Origin of the sequence: Pseudomonas azerbaijanoccidentalis, assembly GCF_019145495.1 — a bacterium.
GTDB lineage: Bacteria > Pseudomonadota > Gammaproteobacteria > Pseudomonadales > Pseudomonadaceae > Aquipseudomonas > Aquipseudomonas azerbaijanoccidentalis.
Genome location: NZ_JAHSTU010000001.1, coordinates 1,076,740 through 1,100,934, shown reverse-complemented (window position 1 = coordinate 1,100,934; position 24,195 = coordinate 1,076,740). Strand labels below are relative to the sequence as shown.

20 protein-coding genes are annotated in these 24,195 nt (G+C 59.1%); 6 read left to right on the top strand and 14 right to left on the bottom strand.

The features are described from left to right. Positions 1-192: 192 nt before the first annotated feature. On the top strand, positions 193-1,839 hold the full coding sequence (gene mqo / locus KVG88_RS04630) for a malate dehydrogenase (quinone) (RefSeq protein ID WP_217870474.1): 1,647 nt from the start codon (positions 193-195) through the stop codon (positions 1,837-1,839). Positions 1,840-1,974: 135 nt separating this feature from the next. Here mqo and KVG88_RS04625 read toward each other — a convergent pair whose 3' ends face one another. The 3 genes from KVG88_RS04625 to KVG88_RS04615 are packed head-to-tail and all read right to left on the bottom strand — an operon-like array spanning position 1,975 to position 3,819. Then, entirely contained in the window at positions 1,975-2,349 is a 375-nt protein-coding gene (locus tag KVG88_RS04625) for a hypothetical protein (RefSeq protein ID WP_150702492.1), read from the bottom strand. Then, complete coding sequence (locus KVG88_RS04620) at positions 2,346-3,323, bottom strand: hypothetical protein (RefSeq protein WP_217870473.1); 978 nt, start codon at positions 3,321-3,323, stop codon at positions 2,346-2,348. The genes KVG88_RS04625 and KVG88_RS04620 overlap by 4 nt, the downstream gene beginning before the upstream one ends. 7 nt (positions 3,324-3,330) lie before the next feature. After that, entirely contained in the window at positions 3,331-3,819 is a 489-nt protein-coding gene (locus KVG88_RS04615) for an Hcp family type VI secretion system effector (protein WP_150702495.1), read from the bottom strand. Between the two features lie 508 nt (positions 3,820-4,327). Between KVG88_RS04615 and KVG88_RS04610 the strand changes: the two genes are divergently transcribed. Continuing rightward, positions 4,328-4,861 (top strand): nucleotidyltransferase family protein, encoded by a 534-nt coding sequence (locus KVG88_RS04610; RefSeq protein ID WP_225933849.1) that lies wholly within the window; start codon positions 4,328-4,330, stop codon positions 4,859-4,861. Positions 4,862-4,877: 16 nt separating this feature from the next. Here KVG88_RS04610 and KVG88_RS04605 read toward each other — a convergent pair whose 3' ends face one another. Then, positions 4,878-5,330: a hypothetical protein gene (locus tag KVG88_RS04605; RefSeq protein WP_217870471.1), complete on the bottom strand. Its 453-nt coding sequence runs from the start codon at positions 5,328-5,330 to the stop codon at positions 4,878-4,880. 464 nt (positions 5,331-5,794) lie between these two features. Here KVG88_RS04605 and KVG88_RS04600 point away from each other — a divergent pair, with 464 nt between their 5' ends. After that, positions 5,795-6,967: a DUF2252 domain-containing protein gene (locus KVG88_RS04600; protein ID WP_437179937.1), complete on the top strand. Its 1,173-nt coding sequence runs from the start codon at positions 5,795-5,797 to the stop codon at positions 6,965-6,967. Positions 6,968-6,985: 18 nt separating this feature from the next. Here KVG88_RS04600 and KVG88_RS04595 read toward each other — a convergent pair whose 3' ends face one another. The 5 genes from KVG88_RS04595 to KVG88_RS04575 all read right to left on the bottom strand — a co-directional run bounded on the left by KVG88_RS04595 (position 6,986) and on the right by KVG88_RS04575 (position 11,446). Then, positions 6,986-7,480, bottom strand: a complete 495-nt coding sequence (locus KVG88_RS04595; RefSeq protein WP_217870469.1) for a PaaI family thioesterase — start codon at positions 7,478-7,480, stop codon at positions 6,986-6,988. Between the two features lie 92 nt (positions 7,481-7,572). Further along, positions 7,573-8,751, bottom strand: coding sequence for a trans-sulfuration enzyme family protein (locus tag KVG88_RS04590; RefSeq protein ID WP_217870468.1), 1,179 nt, complete (start codon positions 8,749-8,751; stop codon positions 7,573-7,575). Further along, on the bottom strand, positions 8,748-10,124 hold the full coding sequence (locus KVG88_RS04585) for a pyridoxal-phosphate dependent enzyme (RefSeq protein WP_217870467.1): 1,377 nt from the start codon (positions 10,122-10,124) through the stop codon (positions 8,748-8,750). The genes KVG88_RS04590 and KVG88_RS04585 overlap by 4 nt, the downstream gene beginning before the upstream one ends. 304 nt (positions 10,125-10,428) lie before the next feature. Then, complete coding sequence (locus KVG88_RS04580; protein WP_150702501.1) at positions 10,429-10,695, bottom strand: hypothetical protein; 267 nt, start codon at positions 10,693-10,695, stop codon at positions 10,429-10,431. An 88-nt stretch (positions 10,696-10,783) separates the two neighbouring features. Further along, entirely contained in the window at positions 10,784-11,446 is a 663-nt protein-coding gene (locus tag KVG88_RS04575; protein WP_217870466.1) for a glutathione S-transferase family protein, read from the bottom strand. A 402-nt stretch (positions 11,447-11,848) separates the two neighbouring features. Here KVG88_RS04575 and KVG88_RS04570 point away from each other — a divergent pair, with 402 nt between their 5' ends. Then, on the top strand, positions 11,849-13,171 hold the full coding sequence (locus KVG88_RS04570; RefSeq protein ID WP_217870465.1) for an OprD family porin: 1,323 nt from the start codon (positions 11,849-11,851) through the stop codon (positions 13,169-13,171). Between the two features lie 1,419 nt (positions 13,172-14,590). Here the strand turns inward: KVG88_RS04570 and KVG88_RS04565 are convergent. Then, positions 14,591-16,300: an amidase gene (locus KVG88_RS04565; RefSeq protein ID WP_217870464.1), complete on the bottom strand. Its 1,710-nt coding sequence runs from the start codon at positions 16,298-16,300 to the stop codon at positions 14,591-14,593. Between the two features lie 352 nt (positions 16,301-16,652). Between KVG88_RS04565 and KVG88_RS04560 the strand changes: the two genes are divergently transcribed. After that, positions 16,653-17,753, top strand: a complete 1,101-nt coding sequence (locus KVG88_RS04560) for a polyamine ABC transporter substrate-binding protein (RefSeq protein ID WP_217870463.1) — start codon at positions 16,653-16,655, stop codon at positions 17,751-17,753. 133 nt (positions 17,754-17,886) lie between these two features. Here the strand turns inward: KVG88_RS04560 and KVG88_RS04555 are convergent, their stop codons facing one another. From KVG88_RS04555 to KVG88_RS04545, 3 genes are all read right to left on the bottom strand, one after another. Beyond that, positions 17,887-20,328, bottom strand: a complete 2,442-nt coding sequence (locus KVG88_RS04555; RefSeq protein ID WP_217870462.1) for a TonB-dependent siderophore receptor — start codon at positions 20,326-20,328, stop codon at positions 17,887-17,889. Positions 20,329-20,418: 90 nt separating this feature from the next. Next, the gene (locus tag KVG88_RS04550) at positions 20,419-21,399 is read right to left on the bottom strand and encodes a FecR domain-containing protein (protein ID WP_217870461.1); all 981 of its coding nucleotides are present in this window, start codon (positions 21,397-21,399) and stop codon (positions 20,419-20,421) included. Beyond that, on the bottom strand, positions 21,396-21,902 hold the full coding sequence (locus KVG88_RS04545) for a sigma-70 family RNA polymerase sigma factor (protein WP_191630482.1): 507 nt from the start codon (positions 21,900-21,902) through the stop codon (positions 21,396-21,398). The genes KVG88_RS04550 and KVG88_RS04545 overlap by 4 nt, the downstream gene beginning before the upstream one ends. A gap of 506 nt (positions 21,903-22,408) precedes the next feature. Between KVG88_RS04545 and KVG88_RS04540 the strand changes: the two genes are divergently transcribed. After that, positions 22,409-22,954, top strand: coding sequence for a hypothetical protein (locus tag KVG88_RS04540; protein ID WP_150702509.1), 546 nt, complete (start codon positions 22,409-22,411; stop codon positions 22,952-22,954). Positions 22,955-23,048: 94 nt separating this feature from the next. Here the strand turns inward: KVG88_RS04540 and KVG88_RS04535 are convergent, their stop codons facing one another. Next, entirely contained in the window at positions 23,049-24,038 is a 990-nt protein-coding gene (locus KVG88_RS04535; protein WP_150702510.1) for an EamA family transporter, read from the bottom strand. Between the last annotated feature and the right edge of the window lie 157 nt (positions 24,039-24,195).

Genomic DNA, 24,195 nt, shown 5'->3' with positions numbered 1-24,195 from the left:
GCTCAAGCAGCTGAAGCCAAAAAAGATAAGAAGTCAGTTCAGTAGGGACATATAACTGGGGTCGATGCAGTCATGTCGGCCTTGTGTGCCCACCCTGTAATCCTGCTGTGCCGCACCCATGATCTGCCGTGAAACATGGGCCGTGTGCGCGAGGATGGAAGGGCGGATGGCGTTTTATCATAGGTGCTACAGATGTTTAAAAAAGTGAACACAGCCCTGCTGGGGTTGGCGTTGTCGTTGGGGATGACGACGGCCCAGGCCGAAGAGGCCAAGAAAGTCGATGTGCTGCTGATTGGCGGCGGCATCATGAGCGCGACCCTGGGTGTGTGGCTCAATGAGCTGGAACCCGGCACCTCGATGGAAATGATCGAGCGTCTCGACGGCGTCGCCCTGGAAAGCTCCAACGGCTGGAACAACGCCGGTACCGGTCACTCCGCCCTGGCCGAGTTGAACTACACGCCGGAAGACGACAAGGGCAATGTCTCGATCCCTAAAGCCGTCGAAATCAACGAAGCCTTCCAGATTTCCCGTCAGTTCTGGGCCTGGCAGGTTCAGCAAGGCGTGCTGAAGAACCCGCGTTCGTTCATCAACTCCACGCCGCACATGAGCTTTGTGTGGGGCGATGACAACATCAAGTTCCTGAAAAAGCGCTACGAAGCCCTGCAAGCGAGCCCGCTGTTCGCCGGCATGCAGTATTCCGAAGACCCGGCTGTGATCAAGAAGTGGGTTCCGCTGATGATGGAAGGGCGTGACCCGAACCAGAAAATCGCGGCCACCTGGAGCCCGATCGGTACCGACGTGAACTTCGGCGAGATCACCCGCCAGTTCGTCGCGCACCTGCAAACCACGCCGAAATTCGACTTGAAGCTGTCCAGCGAAGTGCAGGACATCACCAAGAATGAAGACGGCACCTGGCGCGTCAGCTACAAAAACCTGAAAGACGGCAGCAAATCCGAAACCGACGCCAAGTTCGTGTTCATCGGCGCTGGTGGCGGTGCCCTGCACTTGCTGCAGAAGTCCGGCATTCCTGAAGCCAAGGAATACGCAGGCTTCCCGGTAGGCGGCTCGTTCCTCGTGACCGAAAACCCGACCATTGCCGAGCAACACCTGGCCAAGGCCTACGGTAAAGCTTCGGTGGGTGCACCGCCGATGTCGGTTCCACACCTGGACACCCGCGTGCTGGACGGCAAGCGCGTGATCCTGTTTGGCCCATTCGCGACCTTCAGCACCAAGTTCCTGAAAGAAGGTTCGTACCTGGACCTGCTGACCACCACGACCACCCACAACGTGTGGCCGATGACCAAGGTAGGCATCAAGGAATACCCGCTGGTCGAGTACCTCGCTGGTCAACTGATGCTGTCTGACGAAGACCGCCTCAATGCCCTGAAAGAATACTTCCCGAACGCCAAGGCTGAAGACTGGCGTCTGTGGCAAGCGGGCCAGCGCGTGCAGATCATCAAGCGTGACGAAGCCGCCGGTGGCGTGCTGAAACTGGGCACCGAAATCGTCGCTTCGCAAGACGGCAGCATCGCCGGCCTGCTGGGTGCCTCCCCAGGCGCTTCGACCGCTGCGCCGATCATGCTGACCGTGCTGCAGAAAGTCTTCAAGGACAAGGTCGCCACCCCGGCCTGGCAGGAAAAACTGCACCAGATCGTGCCAAGCTACGGCACCCAGCTGAACGGTAATCCTGAAAAGGTTGCGCAGGAATGGGCCTACACCGCCAAGGTGCTGGAACTGACTCCGCCACCGGCGATTGGTCAGGCAACTGCACCGGTGACTGCGCCAGCTGAAGCGCCGAAAGCACCGAAGGAAAATGCTGCGACTGATATGGCTTTGTAAAAGGATGCCGTGCCGGTGACGGTGAGGTGTTTAATTACTTGGCTTGAGATGAAAAATCCGCTGAACCAGTAATGGTTAGCGGGTTTTTTTATGGTTTTTTTAAAGTGGAAACACCACGCAGTTTGAGCGCCTTCTCTACACGACGTGTCTACGGTAAACATTGAGCGCAATCAGGGCAAAAAAGAAAAACGAGTTCGAGCCCCATGACAAAATCAGGATTAGCTTCAACTTTCTTGGGAAATTATGGACTTCAGTGACATCGACCAAACCTTTTTTTGCGATCAGCTTCGGCATTAGAAGGATATAGCTAATTACCCCATTGCTAGTGGCTTTTCCCAAAAGCCCCATATGAGAGAATAATTTTTTATTATCTTTTACGAGTCGGCTGTTTGGTAACAGCCTTTCGGCTTTATCTGTATAGATATGTACCATCAAAAATATCCAAACCGTTGTCAGGATAAATGGCACGAAAAGGATGAGTGATATCAGACTGAGTTGTTCTTGGCTCATTGAGCCATGTTTCCATACAGATATTCACCAATGCTCTCACCCTCGGATCCACCTAACGATCCTCCTGACACACCCCCCACGGCACCCCCCAACACAGTACATACCAATGCCCCTGATCCGCCGCTAGCGATTCCCAAAGCGAGCATGCATCCAAGCGTTCCGACGCGCGAACCTAAAAAACCACCAACTGCACCCCCCGCCAATCCTGAAACCAACGAAGACCCCTCGACATACTTCGCCTTAGTACACTCATCCTCCCGCCCCAACGCACACGCTTGCCGGATATCCAGCCCAGCGGAAGCAACGTCAAGAGCGACGCCGATATAAACCCCTCGCTTGATCAGCTTTGCCGCCTTTGCCACGCCACTGACCTTCTGTGCATACCCGGCAATCTCACCCGTACTCATGTAACGCTTGGTCGAAATTCCCAGCATCCGTTTTATCGACCCTTGATAACGAAGCCCGGAACCATAGGACGCTACATTGCCAAGTTGATTTTCCAGCTTGCTGAACAACAGGGCGCGCTCACTGTAAAACCTGTCCCGGGCCGCTATTGATCCGCTGCGCAGATAGTCCTTATGGGCTTGTTCGATTTCCTCCAGAGTGGTCTTGATTGCGGCCAAGTGCTTGCTCCAGCCGTCACTGACGGCGCCTGCGCCGATAGCGCCGTGAGCAAGCATGCCCTGGAGTAGTTCGAAGTTATCGAGAAAGAAGTCGTCCGCATCGACCTGATTCGTCAGCAGGCCGATATGGATGTCTCGTGCCCTGGCCATCAAGTAGGCCTCTTCGCTGGTACTGAGTGGCGTAGACACGTCACCGATGATCACTAACTCGCCCGCCAGCACCACCGAATTGCTGATATGGCTATTGAGTGCATCGAACTTGCTGTTGGCGATACCGTTCAGGCCCAGTTGAGCTTTGAGGGACGCGTAGGTTTGGGATTGTGTATTGATGAACGCCAGAGGCTGTGCCATGTCAGCCTCACGAATAGCGCTTGTTGTTGATGCGATCCCAGCCGCCCGCGATGTTGCCGCCACCGGCACCGTCACTGCGTTTTTGCTGGGTATAGACCGTCTTGATGCGGCCATAATCCAGTTGCACGATTTCAACGGGAATGCCGGAAGCAGCGTTTTGCATGTAGTCGGCGATGATCACTTCTTCGAGAACGATCTCGAAATACTTGAGTTTGTCGCCGCCTGCACGGCTAAGAACCAGAGTGACTTCTTTCAAATGCTCACCAGCGCAACTGGCTTCCATCAACTTGCAGCTGGACTTGTCGAGTACTTTGGTAAAAGTGAAGGTGCTCAGCGTCGTTCGCCCTGCAGTTGCGCCACCCGCAGAACTGGCGGTGGCGGAAGTACTTTGTTGAGTGCCAAAGTTGTAGCTGTTGACTTCGATCCAGTTACGATACTGCTCGTCCAGGGCTTCTCCCGGAATACCTTCGATTTTGATGTAAGCGTCAAATGCCATACGACCGCTCCTTGGCAATGAGATTGTTGATCCATGTTTGTGCAGGTGCGAATGTACGGCGGTCGACGCCAGCAATGGCGCATAAAGACGTTTCCGAATAACAGAATCAGATGCGTCTGATTCTGTTTTGGCAGTCGGATGTAGGAACCTTCCTCACGAGCAGGTTCGCTCCGCAGTAATGCGCATCTGATCCGTATTTTTTTGTGTTTTCTGCCTCTGTAATGCACTCAGTTTGCGCTCCACAATAGCGACGAGTGCCGCGCCTTGGTCGCGGTGCACCGCAAACTCAGAATGCAGGAGGCCTTATGGGCAAGATGGCGATTTTCCTCGGTGGTTTTTTGCTGGTGACTATTTTGATCGGCGTGCTCGCGACAATTTCGCCGGTGTGACGTGGTCGTGCCCACGCCATCGACGTAGCGGCTGACGGTGCAGATGTTTACGATGGGCGACCACAGGGATCGAGGGTTGCAAAATGACATTGACGGGTGATGAATTGGTCAGGATCGCCATGACCAATCCGCTGAACGCTGAAATCAGCAGACGGCTGCCCGCATTGGGTCTGAGCCAGTGCATGCTCACTGCCGGATGCCTGTTTCAGGCGGTGTGGAATTGTCAATCAGAACAGTCGCCGGGTTGGGGTGTGAAGGATTACGACGTGTTTTACTTCGACGATGATCTGTCTTGGGAGGCTGAGAACGAAGTCATCCAGGCAGCTCAACGGTTGTTTCAGGATCTCGAGGCCAACATCGAAATCAAGAATCAGGCCCGCGTTCATCTTTGGTACAACCAGCGATTTGGCGGGGCCTATCCTCAGCTTCAATCGGCCAAAGACGGGATTGATCGCTACCTGATTGCGGGTACCTGCATCGGTCTGAATATCGTCACCGGCGAGCTCTATGCGCCAAACGGACTGGCCGATACCCAGTCAGGACTGCTGCGTATCAACCCAAAGAATCCCAAGCCGGCGCTGTTCGAACAGAAGGCCAAAAGTTATCAGGCGCGCTGGCCCTGGCTGAAGATTATCGAGCCGCACCCTTTATGAACGCTGTTGGCCGTGGTTATTTCGCTGTGGCCGTCTGTTTGATATCCCCGCAAAAAATATCGACGTTGCCATCGGTCGCTGCGGTTCGCACCACGATGTAGTGCTCGCTGGACATCAAGTCATGCAAGGGCACCGGTACGCTTCTTGAAAAGGTCCAGCCGCGTATGGGTTGGCGCTCGGTGTTGACCTTGTCGTTCATGGCATAGGCGACGGGGCCGGGTTGCTGGCAACTGCCTTTGTTGATGAAACTGTAGAGCCGCAATGGCAGGGAAGCGCCGGTGGGGGCGCCGCTGATGAAGAAGCTCAAACCGGTTTGTTTGTCCCAGTCGGACAGCGTGACGTTGCCGATCTGGCCGACATTCTGCCGAGTGGCATCGAGGTTCACGAACACGCTTTGTTTTGACGATGTGGCGCAGCCGAACAGGCTGGTGATGACCAGCAGCGCCGCCAGAGAATGTCTGAGTTTCATTGCCAAACTCCTGTGTTGAACAACTGCAAAGAGAGATTAGCGGGTATAGCTCATTAATCACTTTCTGGCGGGCAACGGCATTTAAAACAATCCGCTGTGCACCACGTCGTTGTGCACAGAGCTTGCAGATATTTTTCAGCCTGCGCCTCGCCCTGCAAAGGCGAGTGCTACGCTTCTATCCATCTTCGGCTCGATCCATTTCGTTGAGCAAAGGAGTGGACATGCCTCCCCGCAAAAGCAAGCCTGCCAAGGCGTCTGCCGGTAACCCTGTGGTCTCGATGGATGAGCCGGTCTTCCGCTCGCGCAAGGAACGCTTGAGTGCCGGTGAACGATTGAGCCAGAGCCTGCCGCACGCGCTGCACGCCGAATGGACCCCCCCGCGCAAACACCGCGACCCGATTGAGCTGCTGGAAAAATCCAACCGCTATCGGCTGGCCAATCTGGTGCCGGTACGTTACGGGCGCATGATGCGCAGCCCGTTCACGTTTTTGCGCGGCTCTGCGGGGTTGATGGCCCATGACCTGGCAACCACGCCGATCACTGGCATCAACGTGCAGGCCTGTGGTGATTGCCACCTGTTGAACTTCGGCCTGTTCGCGACGCCCGAGCGCAACCTGATTTTTGACATCAATGATTTTGACGAAACGCTTCCAGGCCCCTGGGAGTGGGATGTGAAGCGCCTGGCGATCAGTTTTGTCGTGGCGGCAGGGGATAACCGGCTCGGCAAAAAGGCCTCGATAACGGCTGCGATGGAGTGCGTGCGTGCTTACCGTGAGCGCCTGCGCAAGCTGTCGAAACTGAGCCCGCTGGAAGTCTGGTATGACCGTCTAGATGCCCAGGCGATCATCGACATGGCGCCCACGGCCGAGGTGAAGAAGTTTCGCGAGCAGGTGGTGGCCAAGGCCAAAGTACGGGTCGGCGATTATCTGTACCCCAAGATCAGCAGCGAGGTGGCGGGGCGCAGGCGCCTGATCGATCAGCCGCCGATTCTTTATCATGTCGATGAAAAAAACTTCCTGGAGCGGGCACGGGAGGCGCTGCAGGGTTATCGCCTGTCGTTGCCCCATGAACGTCGTGTGCTGTTTGATCGTTATCGCCTCGAAGACATTGCGGTCAAAGCGGTGGGGATCGGTAGTGTCGGCACGTATTGTTTTGTCGGGCTGTTTTTCTCCGCCGAAAACCATCCGCTGCTCCTGCAATTCAAGGAGGCCTGTCCCTCGGTGTTGGCGCCTTATGCAGGCAAGAGCGATTACGACAATCAGGGCGAGCGGGTGGTCACCGGACAGCGCTTGATGCAGTCCTCAAGCGATATTTTTCTGGGCTGGACACGCGGCCAGAACGGTCGGGACTTCTTTGTGAGGCAGTTGCGCGACATGAAAATGTCGGCGCCCATCGAGGGCATAACCGCGGCGCGCCTGAAGCGGTACGCGCATTGGTGCGGTCAGACCCTGGCCCGCGCCCACGCGAAATCCGGGGACGCCGCGCTCATCAGCGGCTACCTGGGGAAATCGGACTCCTTCGACCAGGCCATCGGCCAATTTGCCATGGCCTATGCCGACCAGAACGCCAAGGACTATGCCGCGCTGCTCGCCGCCGAACGATCCGGGCGGATCACAGCGCTCATAGAAGAAGAGTGATGAAGCCCGGCGCTGCACTTAGCGACCGTGAGCGGCGTCCGCCAGTTGGCCGGTATCGACCCGAACGAAAACCGAGTCGCCGACCGCCGTCAACACATCCCCGGCAAACACTTCGCAGATGACGCGGGTTTTGCGCCCGACTTCGCCTTCGACTTTCGCCCGCAACGTCAGCGGCACGCCCATGGGCGTCGGCTTGATGAATTTGATGCCCAGATTGCCGGTCACGCAGTTGATGCGTGGCAGGCTGGCGACTTCGCGGTTTTCTGCGCGGTAGTGGTAGGCCATCGCTGCCCAGTTGGAATGGCAGTCGACCAGCATCGCGATCAACCCGCCGTAGACCAGATCCGGCCAGCCGCAGTATTTGGCATCCGGGACGTGTTCGGCGACGACATGCACGCCGTCTTCATGCCAGTAACTTTTGATGTGCAAACCGTGAGGGTTGCTGCCACCGCAGCCATAACAAACGCCGTCGGGTGCCGCGGTGTCTTGCAGGGAAGTGTCTGGGTTGGACATGTGTTGTGTATCCGAAAAAAATCCATCGAAGTTTATTGCGGCGCATCAGGCGCCATCGAAGTTGCAGATGCCGGTATCTCGCTCGGTTCGCGCTAAATTCGTGCCAGTGCCTGTGCGAGGTCCGCGCGCAGGTCTTCTATGTCTTCTACCCCCACCGACAGCCGCACCAACGCATCACCGATGCCCAGTTGTGCGCGGGTTTCCACGGGGATGGTGGCGTGGGTCATGATTGCCGGGTGTTCGATCAGGCTTTCGACGCCGCCCAGGCTCTCGGCCAGGGCGAAGATCTGCACGTTTTCGAGAAAGCGTTTTGAGCCTGCCAGGTCGGTGTTGAGGTCGACCGATATCATCCCGCCGAAGCCACGCATTTGCTGGCGCGCCAGTTCATGTTGTGGGTGCGAGGGCAGGCCAGGGTAATAGACACGCGCCACTTGCGGTTGCTGCTCCAGCCATTGCGCCAACTCCAGCGCGTTGCTGCAGTGGCGCTCCATGCGCAGCGCCAGGGTCTTGACCCCGCGCAACGTGAGAAACGCATCAAACGGCCCGGCGATGGCGCCCACGGCGTTTTGCAGAAAGCCCAGGCGTTCGGCCAGCTCGGCATTCTGGCCAACAACAGCGATGCCGCCGATTACATCCGAGTGACCGTTCAGGTACTTGGTGGTCGAGTGCAGCACGATGTCGAATCCCAGCTCCAGTGGGCGCTGTATCCACGGGCTGGCAAAAGTATTGTCGGCCACGCAGATGATGCCCCGGTCGCGGCAGGTGCGGGCGATGGCGGCCAGGTCGGTCAGGCGTAGCAGCGGATTGCTCGGCGTTTCGACCATGACCATGCGGGTGTCGTCCTGCAACGCGGCTTCGAAGGCTGCGAGGTCGGTCAGGTCGACAAAGCTGAAGCGGTGCCCGGCGCTGCGCTGGCGCACCTTGTCGAACAGACGGAAAGTCCCGCCGTACAAATCATTGCCAGAGACAATGTGCGAACCCGCATCAAGCAGTTCCAGCACCGTTGAAATGGTCGCCAGCCCGGAGGCGAAGGCGAACGCCTGGGTTCCACCTTCGAGATCCGCCACGCAGCGTTCCAGTGCCCAGCGGGTCGGGTTGTGCGAGCGTCCGTAGTCGAGGCCTTTGTGCACGCCGGGGCTTTGTTGCAAGTAAGTGGAGTTGGCGTAGATCGGCGGCATCAGCGCGCCGGTGGAAGGGTCCGGCGCTTGCCCGGCGTGAATCACGCGGGTGGCAAAACCACGGGCGGCGCCCGTTTTATCGTGCTGACTCATGCAAGGGATCTCCGTAAATGATTGAGCAAGTCGAACCGGGTAATCAGACCGTGAAAGCCTGAAGCGTCGGCGATGATCGCCACCAGCCCGCGGTCGAGTTCCGCCTGCAATTCAACGAGGCTGGCGGCGGGTGGCAGGGTTTGCAGTTTGTCGGTCATGGCGCCGGAGACGGTTTGGCGAAAGTGCGAAGCGTCCTGGTGCACACGCAGCAGAATGTCGGATTCGTCGATCACCCCGACCAGTCGCTGACCATCGACCAACACCGGCAATTGGGAAACATCCGCCAGACGCATGCGCTGGAACGCGGTCAGCAGGGTGTCGTCGGGGCCGACGCTGATCACACGGCCGTCCTCGAAGCGCCGCGCAATCACGTCGCGTAAATCGCCGTAGCGTTTACTTTGCAGCAAGCCTTGATCGCTCATCCATTGGTCGTTGTAGACCTTCGAGAGGTAGCGGGTGCCGGTATCGCAGACAAAGCTGACCACGCGTTTTGGCTCGGTCTGCTCGCGGCAGTAACGCAACGCTGCAGCCAGCAGAGTGCCGGTCGATGACCCGCCGAGAATCCCTTCGGCGCGCAGTAACTGGCGGGCGTGATCGAAGCTTTCCTCGTCGCTGATGGAGTAAGCGTGGCGCACGCTGGAAAGGTCGGCAATCGACGGAATGAAGTCTTCGCCAATGCCTTCCACCGCCCACGAGCCGGGTGTGCCGAGGGTGCCTCTGCGGCTGTATTCGGCCATCACCGAACCGACCGGGTCGGCCAGTACCATTTCCAGCTCCGGCTGCACGCGTTTGAAGAAGCGCGTAAGGCCGGTGAGTGTGCCGGCCGAGCCGACACCCACGACGATGGCATCGACATCATGCTGAGTCTGCGCCCAGATCTCCGGTGCGGTGCTGCATTCGTGGGCGAGGGGGTTAGCCGGGTTGTTGAATTGGTCGGCAAAAAAAGCGTCGGGAATGTCCTTCGCCAAACGGCCGGCAACGTCCTGGTAATACTCCGGATGACCTTTGCCGACATCGGACCGTGTGATGTGCACTTCGGCGCCCATGGCCTTGAGGTGCAGGACTTTCTCGGTGGACATTTTGTCCGGAACTACCAGCACCACCCGGTAACCCTTGGCGCGGCCGACCAGCGCCAGGCCCAGGCCGGTGTTGCCGGCAGTCGCTTCGACGATGGTGCCTCCGGGTCGCAGGCGGCCATCGCGCTCCGCGGCGTCGATCATCGCCAGACCGATACGGTCCTTGATCGACCCGCCGGGGTTCTGTGATTCAAGCTTGAGGAACAGGGTGCACGGGCCGGTATCGAATCGGCTGACACGCACCAGTGGCGTGTTGCCGATCAGTTCGAGTACCGCGGGACGGGAATCATTAGGCATGTGGTCACCTCGCTGCGCAAAGGCGCTTTGGATGAACAGAATTGGCGGCGGGTCATGGCGCCGATCGTCGATATTGTTGTGTCTGGACCATAGGCCGGGATCGGCCCATCCGCAACCGTTCGTGGCCAGTCGGTCGTGTTGCCGGGCAGGTCATGGTTGATGTTTTCAGAGTCGGTTTGGCTGAGTCAGAACTGACCCTTTGTGCCCCCGACATTGGGCAATGCCCTGAATCTGGTGACCTGTTTGGGGGCGGGAATCGACTGGAAGTGGGGGGTAGACGTAGTTAAAAGAAATAGATAAAGCCTCAAAGGGTGACGGTAATCATCACCAGATTCACTTCCTGCATGAGTTGCGTAATCGTCATCAGGCCGGTGGCCTGCATCGCCGCCATCAGCATGGCCGGCTGCGGCGTCAGGGAAAGCGTGGCCAGCAGCTGTATATCCGGCGCGACCTTTTCGATCAGGCCAATCGCCGCAAAGGTTGCACCCGTCACCCAAGTGGCCGCCGCTGCTGCGCAGATCGTCGCCAGAATGATCGCTGCGGCGATCAGGGCAGTGATGAACACCGCCATCGTTGTTTGTCCTGCCATGAACACCCCCGCCGATTTGTGAATGCGCGAAGGTGCCAAAGCAAGGGGCGGGCCAATCGGTGGCAGGTGTTCAGCGAAACCGTTCCGGTATCGCTTCGGCATATGGATAGAAAGCAAACCAGGGTTTGGCTTGTTCGATCACCCGCTCAACCGAGGGCCGCTGCATCAGCCTGTCGAAATACCCACGCAAATGGCCGTGGTCATCCGGCAATGGCAGGAGGGTGCTGGCGTAAAACAACGCCGGTGCTGCGGCGCAGTCGGCCATGCTGAACGTCTGGTTCGCCACCCAGTTTCGGCAGGCCAACTGGCGGTCGAGCATGCCGTACGCGGTCGTCAGCGTATTGTGTTCTGCGGTCATGTCACCGTGGGTTTCATGCAGCCGGTCGGCGACAATCCGCTGTAATGGCCCTTGCACGTACTGGTCAAAAAACCGGTCCCACAGCCGCACCTGCAACGCCGTCTCCCAATCACTGGGCAGCAGGCAGTGCTCGCCTGCATAAAACCGGTCCAGGTACTCGATGATCACACTCGACTCCGGCAACCCGTGGGGATGCTTCTGGTCAACGATCACTGGGAACTTGCACAGTGGCCAAAGCGCTTTCAATTCCTCTCGGTCTTTTTCGCTGGAAAGGTCGATGAGCCTGGACTCGAATTCGATGCCGTACTCGTAGAGCGCGACCAGCACTTTGTGGCAGAACGACGAAAGCGGATGGTAGTAGAGCGTCAGGGACATTGTTCATCTCCTCGGCACAAGGGGTGACCTGCAGTATCGACCATTGCCCGGCGTGTCGCGAATGAATGGAATGAACGGAGAAAATCGATGAAAACCCGCAGTGTGGATTTTCAAATACGGCGTTCACCCATGCCTCTGTACGACAACCCTTATCCCTCCACGAAAACTACTTTCACCTCGTTTGATAATTGCGCCTCGAAATGTTTTAAGAGTTTCACGATTCATTCGACGTGACCCTTTCGAGTGGCGCTGGCCACTCTGACTTCCAACCCGCCGCTTCGACTTACCGATGCTGATGGTTCTCCATCGGGCGGGTGAGTTTGCGCGCTCGTGACGGGGTGAACCGTCGCGTCCGAATGGGCGGCGAACCTAAAAAAACAAGAAAACATTCTGGAGCACCGTATGTTCAAACGAGCAATTCCCACCGCCATTCTGCTGGCCGCCGGCTCCATGAGCGCCGAGGCCGCAGACGGCGCCCATGGCTTTCTGGAAGACAGCAAAGCCACGCTTTCGATGCGCACGCTGTACTTCAACAGCGACAACCGCGACGGCGCGGCAGACCCGTCTAAAACCGAAGAGACCGCACAGGGTTTTGTACTGCGCTATGAGTCCGGATTTACCCAGGGCACCGTCGGTTTTGGCCTGGACGCCCAAGCGTTGCTCGGCGTGACGCTGGACAGCGGACGCGGGCGCCACGTCGGAAGCGGCATGATCCCCAGCGATGGCGACGACGCTGCCGACAGCTGGAGCAGCTTCGGCCCGACCGCGAAAATGCGCATTGCCAAAACCGAGCTGCGCTACGGCACGCTGTTACCGAAGTTGCCGATCCTGATTTCCAACGATGCGCGTGTGCTGCCGCAGTCGTTCACCGGTACGCAGGTCACGTCGAAAGACATCGACGGCTTGACCCTGACCGGTGGTTTGCTGGAGCAGGCAGTCGGACGGGCCTCGACTGACCGTACGGGGTTGTCGGTGGCGGGCGCCACCCGGGACAGCAACAAGTTCTACTTTGCCGGTGGCGACTACGAAATCACCAAAACTTTGAAGGCGCAGTATTACTTTGCGCAGCTGGAAGACTTCTACAACCAGAACTTTGTCGGCCTGACGCATTTGCTGCCGATCGACAGCGCCAGTTCGATCACCACCGATTTGCGCTACTTCCGCACCACGTCGAGCGGTGCCAACAGTTCCGCCGCGGGCCGGGCGCAAGGTTATCGCGCGTCGGGTTACACCGAAGACAACAACGGTGAAATCGACAACAGCACCTGGGCGGCGATGATCACTTATGCCAATGGTGGCCACGCGGTCACGCTGGGGCATCAACGGGTGGGTGATGGGAGTAACTTCGTCCAGCCCAACCAGGGCAGCCTGCCGGACAAAGGGGCCGGTGGCGGCAGCGTCTACCTGCCCACCGACCGCATGATCCAGAGCTTTACCCGCGCGGGCGAGCAGACCCACTTCGGCCAATACACCTACGACTTCGCCGCGCTGGGTGTACCGGGGCTGAAGGCATCGATCGTGTACCTGAAGGGCACGGACATCAAAGTGCAGAACGGCAGCGATCAGTCCGAGTGGGAACGCGACATGACACTCGACTACGTGGTCCAGTCGGGCACGTTCAAAAACGTCGGTTTCTCACTGCGCAACGGCCAGTCGAACACCGACGCGGGGCGTGATGTGGATCAGAGCCGCTTCATCATCAACTACTCGATCCCGTTGTTGTAATCCACACCGCCATCGCTAGCCTGCTAGCGATGAGGCCAGCACTCCCGATATCGATGCTGGCTGACACACCGCCATCGCTAGCAGGCTAGCTCCCACATTGGATTTGAGCGGAGCCACAAACGCCGTGACCACCGCAAAACCCTGTGGGAGCTAGCCTGCTAGCGATGAGGTCAGCACTCCCGACATCGATACTGGCTGACACACCGCCATCGCTAGCAGGCTAGCTCCCACAATGGATTTGTGCGGAGCCACAAACGCCGTGACCACCGCAAAACTTGTGGGAGCTAGCTTGCTAGCGATGAGGTCAGCACTCCCGATATCGATGCTGGCTGACATACCGCCATCGCTAGCAGGCTAGCTCCCACATTGGATTTGTGCGGAGCCACAAACGCCGTGACCACCGCAAAACCCTGTGGGAGCTAGCCTGCTAGCGATGAGGTCAGCACTCCCGACATCGATACTGGCTGACACACCGCCATCGCTAGCAGGCTAGCTCCCACATTGGATTTGTGCGGAGCCACAAACGCCGTGACCACCGCAAAACTTGTGGGAGCTAGCCTGCTAGCGATGAGGTCAGCACTCCCGACATCGATGCTGGCTGACACACCGCCATCGCCATCAGGCTAGCTCCCACATTGGATTTGTGCGGAGCCACAAACGCTGTGACCACCGCAAAACTTGTGGGAGCTAGCCTGCTAGCGATGAGGTCAGCACTCCCGACATCGATACTGGCTGACACACCGCCATCGCTAGCAGGCTAGCTCCCACATTGGATTTGTGCGGAGCCACAAACGCTGTGACCACCGCAAAACTTGTGGGAGCTAGCCTGCTAGCGATGAGGTCAGCACTCCCGACATCGATGCTGGCTGACACACCGCCATCGCTAGCAGGCTAGCTCCCACATTGGATTTGTGCGGAGCCACAAATGCTGTGACCACCACAAAACCCTGTGGGAGCTAGCCTGCTAGCGATGAGGTCAGCACTCCCGACATCGATGCTGGCTGACACACCGCCATCGCTAGCAGGCTAGCTCCCACATTGGATTTGAGCGGAGCCACAAACGCCGTGACCACCACAAAACTTGTGGGAGATAGCCTGCTAGCGATGAGGCCAGCACTCCCGACATCGATGCTGGCTGACACACCGCCATCGCTAGCAGGCTAGCTCCCCCATTGGATTTGAGCGGAGCCACAAACGCCGTGACCACCGCAAAACTTGTGGGAGCTAGCCTGCTAGCGATGAGGCCAGCACTCCCGACATCGATGCTGGCTGACACACCGCCATCGCTAGCAGGCTAGGTCCCACATTGGATTTGTGTGGAGCCACAAACGCCGTGACCACCGCAAAACTTGTGGGAGCTAGCCTGCTAGCGATGAGGCCATCCCATCCAACATCAATGTCGGCGGACGGTCACCGCAATCACTTGCCAGCCAAAGATGGCGTGCGCGGCGGAATCAATCGCTTGCTGCCGGTTGCCTCAAACGCCGAAGCAAAACGCAGCAACGCCGAGTCGTCATAGGCGCGGCCGGCGAAGGTCAGCCCGACGGGCATGCCGATATCCGCCATGATGCCCATGGGCACGGTGACTGTCGGCACGCCCAGGTGACGGATGGCGAGGTTGCCGTTGGCCACCCAAACCCCGTTGCTCCAGGCGATGTCGGCAGACGCCGGATTGACGTCGGCGTCCGCCGGGCCTACATCTGCGACCGTCGGGAACAGCACCGCGTCCAGGCCCAGGCGATCCATCCAGTCTTCCAGATCAAGCTTGCGCGTCTGTTCAAGCCCACGCAGACCATCGGGCACGGTGCTGATCTGGTCCCACGGCGTGATACCGCGCTCGGCCATCTTCACGTACTCGTCCATGCCGGCGGCCAGGTCGCCCTCACGGTTGGGCAAGGTGCCCGGGTCGTGCGGGAAAATCTTCGGTCCATCGACATCGACCAGGCGGTTCAACTTCGGATCGCCGTTGGCTTGCAGGAAGTCATCGAACGCCCACGCCGTCAGGTCCCACAATTCGTGGTGCAGGAACTCCTTGGACACGATCCCGCGATTGAACACCGTCGGTGCTCCGGGACGATCACCCTCGCAATTGGACACCAGCGGGAAATCGACTTCGATCACTTCGGCGCCAGCGGCTTCGAGGGCCGAACGTGCTTGTTTCCAAAGATCGATCACCGAGGCACGAGTGTTGATGCGTTGACCGGTCGGGCCACCGATGCCCGGTGCCTCTGACGTGCCCGTGTCCGCGTCGGCGTTGATGTACATGCGCGGCACGCCAAGGCGTTTACCCGCCAGGGCATCGGGTTTCACCGCCAGCTCCAAATAAGAAGCGGGGCGCACCGACGCAACACTCGGAATCGGCACCCAGGGTTGCAGGCGCCACAGATCGCCACGGGTATCGGGGTCGTCCGCCACCACCACGTCGAGCACTTCGAGCAGGTCGGCCATGGTCCTGGCAAACGGCACGACCACGTCCATGGTCGGCGTCAACGGCCAGTTGCCGCGCACCGAGATCACTCCGCGCGAAGGCGTATAGGCGCACAAGCCATTGTTCGACGCCGGACCACGACCGCTCGACCAGGTTTCTTCCGCCAAACCGAACGCCGCGAAACTCGCCGCGGTTGCCGTACCCGCCCCATTGGACGAACCGGAGGCGAACGGGGCCGTGAGGTAATCGGCGTTGTACGGACTTTCGGCGCGTCCGTAGACCCCGCGTTGCATACCGCCGTTGGCCATGGGCGGCATGTTGGTCTTGCCCAGGCAGATTGCACCGGCAGCGCGCAGTCGCTCGACGGTGAACGCATCGCGATAAGCGATCAGATCCTTGAACGCGGGGCTGCCCGAAGCGGCGGTCAGCCCTTTGACCAGGTAACTGTCCTTGGCCGTATAAGGAATGCCATCGAGCGGCCCCAGCGCCTGGCCTTTGGCCCGACGGGCATCGCTGGCCTGGGCTTCCTGGAGTGCATCCGGGTTGCGTACCACCACGGCATTGAGCGCGGTCGAAGTGTCGGCGCCGTCGTAGGCGTCGATCCGCGCGAGGTAAGCCTGGACCAGCTCGACCGACGTGGTCTGGCCGGATTCGAGCGCAGCGCGCAGTTGGGCAATGGAAACTTCGGTGACTTCAATCATGCGGTTACCACCGGCTCTCTCAAAAATGAATGTCATGACGGATCGGGTTGCAGCCTTGCGCGACGGGATCCGGATTTCAACCTTGGCCGCGTATTTTGCACTAAGCCGGGGCAGGGCGCCGCCATTGCTCATCCATCCGGACACGGATAATGGCCATTTCGATCCCCTTTTGGCCGATCACACGCTGTGAACCGTCTAGGCTGTCAGCAAGAATCGAAGCCGGATTGCTGATTCGCCAGCACCGACCGAATCCAAAACCAGATCTTTGCTTCCTTGCCCCTGGCCGTTTCCAGGGCCACTGCCGTGTACAGACACTAAAAAAACCAACGAGCTGACATTGGGGAACTGATCCATGGACATTATGAAACGCATTCTGGGCGCCACGGTTTGTGGGCTGACGCTGCTGGCCAGCGCCGTTCACGCCGAACAGCGCGAGCTGAGGGTATACAACTGGGCGGACTACATCCTGCCGTCCGTGCCCAAGGACTTCGCCGCACAAACCGGGATCAAAGTGACCTGGGATACGTTCGACACCAACGAGTCCCTGGAAGCCAAGCTGCTGACCGGTAACTCGGGATACGATTTGGTGGTGCCTTCGAATCAGTTCATCGAAACCCAGATCAAGGCCGGCGTGTTCCAGAAACTCGACAAGTCCAAGTTGCCCAACTGGAAGCACCAGGACCCGGCACTGCTCAAGTTGCTGGACAAGAATGACCCTGGCAATCAATACGGCGTGCCTTATATGTACGGCACCGTGTTGATCGGCTTCAACCCGGCGAAGGTCAAGGCCGCGCTGGGCGAGAATGCCCCGGTGGACAGCTGGGACCTGGTGTTCAAGCCCGAGAATATGGAAAAGCTCAAGTCCTGCGGCGTAGCGATGCTCGACTCGCCTTCGGAAATCCTGCCGCTGGCCCTGCATTATTTGGGACTGGACCCCAACAGCCAGAACCCCGATGACTACGAAAAAGCCAAGGCGTTGATGCTGAAGATTCGGCCGTACGTCACCTACTTCAACTCCGCCAAGTACATGACCGACATCGCCAACGGTGATATCTGCGTGGCCATCGGTTACTCCGGCAGCTTCTACCAGTTCGGCAATCGCGCCAAAGAAGCGGGCAATGGCGTGGTCGTCGACTGGCGTTTGCCGAAGGAAGGCGCGCCGATCTGGTTCGACACGTTCGCCATTCCAAAAAGCGCGAAGAACGTCGAAGAGGCCCACGAATTCCTCAACACGCTGCTGGAGCCGAAAGTCATCGCACCGATCAGCGACTTCCTCGGTTACCCGAATGCCAACAAGGATTCGCTGCCGCTGATCAACAAGGAAATCACCGGCAACCCGAACCTGACGCCAACCAGCGAAGCGCTGAAAACCCTATACGTCGTGCAGCCGTTGCCGCAGAAGCTTGAGCGGGTGCGTACGCGTGCGTGGACGGCGATCAAGTCGGATAAATAAAGTCTAGGCCCAGAAAATCCCCTGTAGGAGCGAGCCTGCTCGCGATAGCGGTCTGTCATTCAACATCATCATTGAATTTCAGGTCCTCATCGCGAGCAGGCTCGCTCTTACAGGGAGTGATTTGTGTTTAGTCTCAAAACTCCGGGGTGTATTTCACGCTGAACATCACGTTACGCGGATCACCGAAGTTGTTGTTGCCGTCGAGCTGGTTGTATCCCGCCGTGTAGTAGTGCTTGTCGAACAGATTGTTGGCGTTCAGTGCCAGGCCGATTTCCGGCGTGAGCTGGTAGCCGACGCGGGCATTCCACACGGTGTAACCCGGTACGTCGAAGGTGTGCTCGTAACCCAGCGTATGGCTTTGGGTGGTGAAGCCCAGGCCGGTGCTGACACGGCGCCAGTCGCCGCTGAACTGATAGTCGCTCCAGACCCGCAACATGTGCTTGGGCGTCCAGGTGCTGAAGACTTTGCCTTCGTTGACCGGGTCATCCAGGTACTTGGTGGTGTTGTAGGTGTAGCCGGCAAACAGCTGCAGGCCGGTGAGTACTTCGCCGCTGATTTCGGCCTCGATCCCCTGGCTGCGAACCTTGCCTGAGGCCGTCGAGCAATACCAACCGTCGCAGGCGAAACCCGAAGCCAGGTCGTTGAGTGCACGGTTCTCCTGGTCGTAACGGAACACGGCCAGGGACGTGTTGACCCGACCCTCCATCAGCTCGCCCTTGAGGCCGATCTCGTAGTTGCTGCCGATCACCGGTTTGAGCATCGAACCGCCGGCGTCGCGCACGGTTTGCGGTTCGAACACATCGGTGTAGCTGGCATACACCGCCCACTCACGGGTCAAGTCGTAGACGATCCCGGCGTAGGGCGTAACTTCTCCGGTTTCGTTGGCGGTGCTTTCCGGATTGGCGGTGGCAACGTCGCTGAACGCGGCCTGGGTCCATGACTTGTAACTGTAGTCGTACCAGCTTACCCGCGAGCCGAGCACCAGAGTCAACGGCTCGATCGGCTTGACTCGCCAACTGCCGTACAGGCCTTTTTGGCGGATGTCGTATTTGCTCGGCGTACCGCGACCACCGGCGGTATTGATCAAGCCGTCGTAGCTGATTTCCGGGCGGTTGTGATTGATGCCGAAGAGGGTGTCGGTGCTGTCATTGAAGGTTCGGGCGAAGCGGTCGTCCGAAGTGTATTTGGAATAGTTACCGCCCAGCATCACTTCATGCTGCATAGACAAGGCGTCGAAGTGGCCGACAAGGTTCATGTCCAGGCCGAGCTTGGTCGAATCGAAATCTGTCACGAAGTCGGCGTATTGCACGCCGCTGCCATCGGCTTCGAGGCCATCGCCGGCACTTTGCACGCGCTGGTTTTTCGCCTGATTGTCTTCGGTCATGCGCACGGCGCCGACCTTGAACGCCCAGTCGTCGTTGAAGCGGTGTTCGAGATCGGCATAGACCGTGGTGACATCGATGTCCGAATGGTTCCAGCGCGCGCCGGTGTAGGTTGAGCGTGATATATCGACCGGTGCGCCGCCGGCATAGCGCGGCAGACCGCGGATCATCGGGCGCGACTCGCCCTTGGATTGGCTGACCGCCAGGCCCAGGGTCGTGTCCTCACGCAGATCGATGTCCAGCGCCCCGTACAACGAGTGGGTCTTGCTCCACTCGTAATCGATGAAGGAGTCGCTCTGGTCTTCGTCGGCCACGATGCGCCCGCGCACGGTGCCTGTCTGGTTCAGTGGGCCGCCGGCATCCAGTTGCAGGCCGTAGTGATCCCACGAACCTGCCTTGCCGGTGACGGTCACGGTCGGTGCATTCTGGCCGCGTTTACGTACCAGATTGATGGCGCCGCCCGGGCTGCCGGTGCCTTGCAGCAATCCGGAGGCGCCGCGCAGGACTTCCATGCGATCGAAGAAAATCAGATCCTGTGTCGCCCAGTTACCCAGCGCATAGGTGTTACGCGGGATCGGCACGCCGTCGTACTGCCAGTCATCGATCTGGAAACCGCGGGAGGTCAGGATCAAGCCTTTGCCGACGCCTTGTACGCCGACCAGTCCGGTGGTCTGGTTGGCCGCATCTTTGAGATCGACCAGGTTCTGGTCATCCATCTGTTTGCGGGTCATCACCGTGACCGACTGCGGAATCTCCTTGAGGGTGTGGGTGCCCTTGCCGATGGTCACCGCTTTTGCCGCGTAGGAGCCCGAGCCTTCGGTGGTGGCTTCGGCGCTGTTCTCGACGATGTTGGTCACGCCCAGTTGCAGGGTGGCATTGCTGTCTGCGGCCGGCTCGACGCTGAAGTTGCCTTGCCCGGTCACTCGCAACTGCAGGCCGCTGCCCGTTAGCGCCTGTTGCATCGCTTCTTCAGGCGATAACTGGCCGACGACCGCCGGCGCCCGTTTGCCCTGCACCAGCGAAGGCTCCAGAGAAATGATGTGACCGCTTTGGCTGGCGATGGCATTCAACGTGCTGGCGAGTGGGCCGGCGGGCAAATTGAACGGCAGGGTTTGAGCCTGCGCCAGGGCGGGGCTCGCCAGGGTTGCCAGGGCAATGGTTAGCGACAGAGTGTGGGACCACGGGTTGAGCACAGCATTCTCCTGAAACGTTTGGAAGTGTCAGGAGATAGGTGGGGCGAGAAATGAAAACCGGACACAAATAAGAGTGATTTTCAAAAATAATTATTGTCGGGCTGATTTTGCACGGATCAAGGTCAGCCAGGGGCTGTAGTGATCGACGCGAATCGGCAGGGTTTCAGCCAGCGCACTGAGGGTGCGCTCGGGGTCGTTGAGCGGGAATACGCCCTGGACTCGCAAGCCCCGAACCTCGGGGGCGACACGCACAAAGCCACGGCTGTAGGGGCGCAGGGCGTCCACGACTTTTTCCAGTGGGTCATCGAGGACGTTGAGTCGCCCGCTGAGCCAGTCGGCACGATGTCGCTGATCACTGGTCAATGGCTCAATGTGTTCGGCGTAGAGCAGGGCGGCTTGACCCTCCTGCAAATCAAGCTCGCTGCCCGCGAAGAGGCTCGCCCGCACGGAGTGTTCCAGCACCACCACGCGAGTGGCCTGTTGCTCCTGGGCCACGAGGAAACGGGTACCCAGGGCACGCACTTCGCCTTGGGCAGTGCGCACGCGCAAAGGGCGGTGCGGGTCGGCGGCCACCTGGATGATCAGTTCGCCGCGGCGCAGGATCACCAGCCTTTGCTGATCGTCGAACTGCAGATCCACCGCACTGTCGGCATTCAGGCTCAGGCGGCTGCCATCGGCCAGATTGAATTGCTCGCGCTGCCCGCGACCGGTGTGCAGATCGGCCATCAGCGAGTCACCCAGTGGGCTGCGCGCGCCAAGCCACAAACCGCCCCCGAGCAGACCCAAACCTGCAATCACCCGCAGCGCATCACGCCGCGAACTTTGAGGTTGCAGCAGCAATTGACGGGCGTGTTCGGTCTGGCCGGGCACACGTCGATCCAGCGCACGCACCGTGTTGAACGAGCCGCCAAGACGCTCATGCAACCTGGCCCAGGCCTGCGCGTGTGCGGGGTCCATGTTCAGCCATGCGTTGAAACGCTCCTGCAACGCGGCGCTCGGCGTATCGGCGCGCAGCCGCACCATCCAGTCGATGGCTTGTTCGCTGACAGGGTCCAGGCGCGGCTTGCTCATGACATTTGCTCGCTCAGGTAACACTGGCGCAAGGCCTGTTTCATGTAGCGGCTGACCGTGCGCTCCGACAATTCGAGTTTGCGCGCGATGGCCACATAACTCATGCCGTCCAGTTGGCTGTAGAGGAACGTTGCCTTCACCACCATCGGCAAACCATCCAGCGCCTTGTCGATGGCCACCAGCGCTTCGATCAGCTGTAATTGTTCTTCCGGGGAGGGCGCCAACAATTCTGGCAAGCCAGACAGGCGTTCCAGGTAGGCCAGTTCCAACTTGCGCCGACGGTGTCGATCGAAGATCAATCGGCGTGCAATGGTCGACAAATAGGCGCGAGGCTGTTCGATGCTGTCAGGGTCGACTCGCGCCACCAGCAATTGGCAGAACGTATCGGCGGCGGTGTCCTCGGCGTCCGCATGATTGCGCAGCCGTCGCTGAATATGCTGCAGCAGCCAACGGTGGTGATCGCTGAAAAAGTAACTCAGCTTGCTGGGCGAAGGAGGTTGCACCGGATTCATTTCCAGATGTTAGTGAGAGTCGTTCTCAATACTACCTGCGGGATGACTGGTACTGCAATCTCTGGTTACGCTTGTTGCTGCGGGAAAGGCTTTTCATGTGATCCTTGTTTATCAAGGCGTTAATTTCAGTGGGCGCAGTTTCAGCTTGGCAAACTGTGACTGACCCACCATTTTCCGCCTGACCGCACTGGCGGACCCATAGGTCGTCTACTAGCCTCCCCACGCTTGTGACGGGACGTACGTCCCGGCTGCCGGCATTGCACTCTGGACGTGTGATCTGCCAAAGGACTGCCTATGTCGATACTTGCCCCGTAACACTCCAAACCACCACCCAGCGACCAAGCCTCGTCTGCACATGCAACCTTTGCCTGTGGCGAATCGGGCGGCCCTTTGTCGTGCTTGAAATATTGCTGCATCTGGAACAAGTCTGGATCTCGCGCCACGTGGTCGAGCAACGCAGTTGTGCTCCGTAGTCCATATCGAGCGGGTACTGACTCATGACCCTCGCCGGCTTGCCCGGCACTATCGGAGAGACAATTGTGAACGAATCACTCGATCCAAAAAACCTGTCGCCACTGGCTGCACCTGTGGGCGCTGTTTCCCGCCAGGACCAACCTGACCTGAAAAATGCCAGCGCGTGGGGCAACCCCTTCAAAATCAAGATCAGCTTGCCGGGCAAGGACATCGGCGGCCAGTGGTTGTGTCGCAACAATGGCGATGCGATGGCTTATGAGAACTACTGTGTACCCGGGTCGAGGGCGGCGGTTCTCAAGCCGTACACTCATAGCGACGGCAAGATCTATTTACAGGATGAACAGGGCGACTGGGTCTCTTACGAGAGCCTCTGGAACCTGCTCTACATGTCGTACTGGAACTACGCCGTCGCCTGGAAAATAGAAGGCAACCGCTTGGTTCGTGATTCGGACGGTGCCGTCCTGACCTGGTTTTACAACGATCGTTGGCCACTGGCTGATCGCAAGAACTGGTTGTCTGCCAGTGCTCCATCCGTCGATGCGTTGACCGTGGAGAAGGTTGATGCCTGAGCCTTTCGCTGAATAAGGCTCACAACGCAGTGCACTAAAAAGCCCCGAGTCGTTAAGACTCGGGGCTTGTTTTTTCACGCTTGGGTAACTGTTTTCAACGATTGGATGGTTCTCGACTCCGGGCGGCGACTGGACGCGTCACACTTGATGGTGCGGCGACCTTGCGGTACGTCAGCAGCACAATGCCGGTGACGACAATCACGCCCCCCACCACCTGACCGGCACTGAGCATCTGGTCCAGCACCACCCAGCCCATCAGCAGCGTGGCCAGTGGTTCGATGTTCATCACCGGGGCGTTGCGTGGCATGTCCAGGCGCGGCACGGAAATGAACAGCACAATGAACCCTGTGCCGTAGAGCACCACCAGCGTCGCCAGCGCCAGCCAGCCGGTGCTGCTCGCCGGCAGGTTCAAGCCGCCGGGCACTGCGCCGCTCATGCCCGCCAGATTGATACTGCTGAACACGATGAAGATCGTCAGCAGACTGCGCACCGAACCGCGCACCTCGGATAGCTTGTGATCGGTGATCCACAATGCGCAGGCAAACACGCTGGCGGCGCAAAAGGCCAGGGCCACGCCCAGCCACCATTGCGGGCCGACACTGGCGCTGTCGGCGAGACGCCCGGGCACGTCCAGCACAAACACCAGGCCCAGCAGAATCAGGCCCATCAGCGAAGCCGTACGCGCGGTGGGGCGTGCGCCACCCAACGCCCAGGTGAGCAGCGCCAGCAGGATCGGAAAGACGTTGGCCACCAACAACGCCAACGCTACGGGCACTCGGGCAACGGCCGAATACAAGCACAGGCTCTGGGTGGCAATCAGCAACCCCAACAGCAGTTGCCAACGCCATGCCCCCGACGGCAAACGCAAGCTCTGGCGTTGCCAAAGTACCAGCGCGGCCAACACCAGCAATGTCCCGCCCGAGCGCATCAGAATCGCCAGCAACACCCCGGCGCCGTCATCAAAGGCCACCCGCGCCGCGACATGGTTACCGGCGAAGGCGCAACCCATGCACAACAAAATCAACACGGCTAAATGGCGGGGAAAGGGCAACGGCGTTTCTGGCCGGGCTGTCGGGCGGGTCATGGCAGGCTCTCGAATCAAGTGCGCCACTGCGAAGAGTGGGCGGGTGTTTTTATTATGTTGTCGTACAACTTGATGGAAGGTTGTACCGCATTCGATTCGACGGGACAAGGCTGATGTGTGCTTAAAACCTCTGTTCTGGCGATGCGCAAAGCATTCG

What these genes read in the sequence shown, in the direction of transcription:
- mqo (WP_217870474.1), top strand. Translation starts at nt 193, where the DNA reads ATGTTTAAAAAAGTGAACACAGCCCTGCTGGGGTTGGCGTTGTCGTTG.
- KVG88_RS04625 (WP_150702492.1), bottom strand. Translation starts at nt 2,349, where the DNA reads ATGAGCCAAGAACAACTCAGTCTGATATCACTCATCCTTTTCGTGCCA.
- KVG88_RS04620 (WP_217870473.1), bottom strand. Translation starts at nt 3,323, where the DNA reads ATGGCACAGCCTCTGGCGTTCATCAATACACAATCCCAAACCTACGCG.
- KVG88_RS04615 (WP_150702495.1), bottom strand. Translation starts at nt 3,819, where the DNA reads ATGGCATTTGACGCTTACATCAAAATCGAAGGTATTCCGGGAGAAGCC.
- KVG88_RS04610 (WP_225933849.1), top strand. Translation starts at nt 4,328, where the DNA reads ATGACCAATCCGCTGAACGCTGAAATCAGCAGACGGCTGCCCGCATTG.
- KVG88_RS04605 (WP_217870471.1), bottom strand. Translation starts at nt 5,330, where the DNA reads ATGAAACTCAGACATTCTCTGGCGGCGCTGCTGGTCATCACCAGCCTG.
- KVG88_RS04600 (WP_437179937.1), top strand. Translation starts at nt 5,795, where the DNA reads ATGATGCGCAGCCCGTTCACGTTTTTGCGCGGCTCTGCGGGGTTGATG.
- KVG88_RS04595 (WP_217870469.1), bottom strand. Translation starts at nt 7,480, where the DNA reads ATGTCCAACCCAGACACTTCCCTGCAAGACACCGCGGCACCCGACGGC.
- KVG88_RS04590 (WP_217870468.1), bottom strand. Translation starts at nt 8,751, where the DNA reads ATGAGTCAGCACGATAAAACGGGCGCCGCCCGTGGTTTTGCCACCCGC.
- KVG88_RS04585 (WP_217870467.1), bottom strand. Translation starts at nt 10,124, where the DNA reads ATGCCTAATGATTCCCGTCCCGCGGTACTCGAACTGATCGGCAACACG.
- KVG88_RS04580 (WP_150702501.1), bottom strand. Translation starts at nt 10,695, where the DNA reads ATGGCGGTGTTCATCACTGCCCTGATCGCCGCAGCGATCATTCTGGCG.
- KVG88_RS04575 (WP_217870466.1), bottom strand. Translation starts at nt 11,446, where the DNA reads ATGTCCCTGACGCTCTACTACCATCCGCTTTCGTCGTTCTGCCACAAA.
- KVG88_RS04570 (WP_217870465.1), top strand. Translation starts at nt 11,849, where the DNA reads ATGTTCAAACGAGCAATTCCCACCGCCATTCTGCTGGCCGCCGGCTCC.
- KVG88_RS04565 (WP_217870464.1), bottom strand. Translation starts at nt 16,300, where the DNA reads ATGATTGAAGTCACCGAAGTTTCCATTGCCCAACTGCGCGCTGCGCTC.
- KVG88_RS04560 (WP_217870463.1), top strand. Translation starts at nt 16,653, where the DNA reads ATGGACATTATGAAACGCATTCTGGGCGCCACGGTTTGTGGGCTGACG.
- KVG88_RS04550 (WP_217870461.1), bottom strand. Translation starts at nt 21,399, where the DNA reads ATGAGCAAGCCGCGCCTGGACCCTGTCAGCGAACAAGCCATCGACTGG.
- KVG88_RS04540 (WP_150702509.1), top strand. Translation starts at nt 22,409, where the DNA reads ATGACCCTCGCCGGCTTGCCCGGCACTATCGGAGAGACAATTGTGAAC.
- KVG88_RS04535 (WP_150702510.1), bottom strand. Translation starts at nt 24,038, where the DNA reads ATGACCCGCCCGACAGCCCGGCCAGAAACGCCGTTGCCCTTTCCCCGC.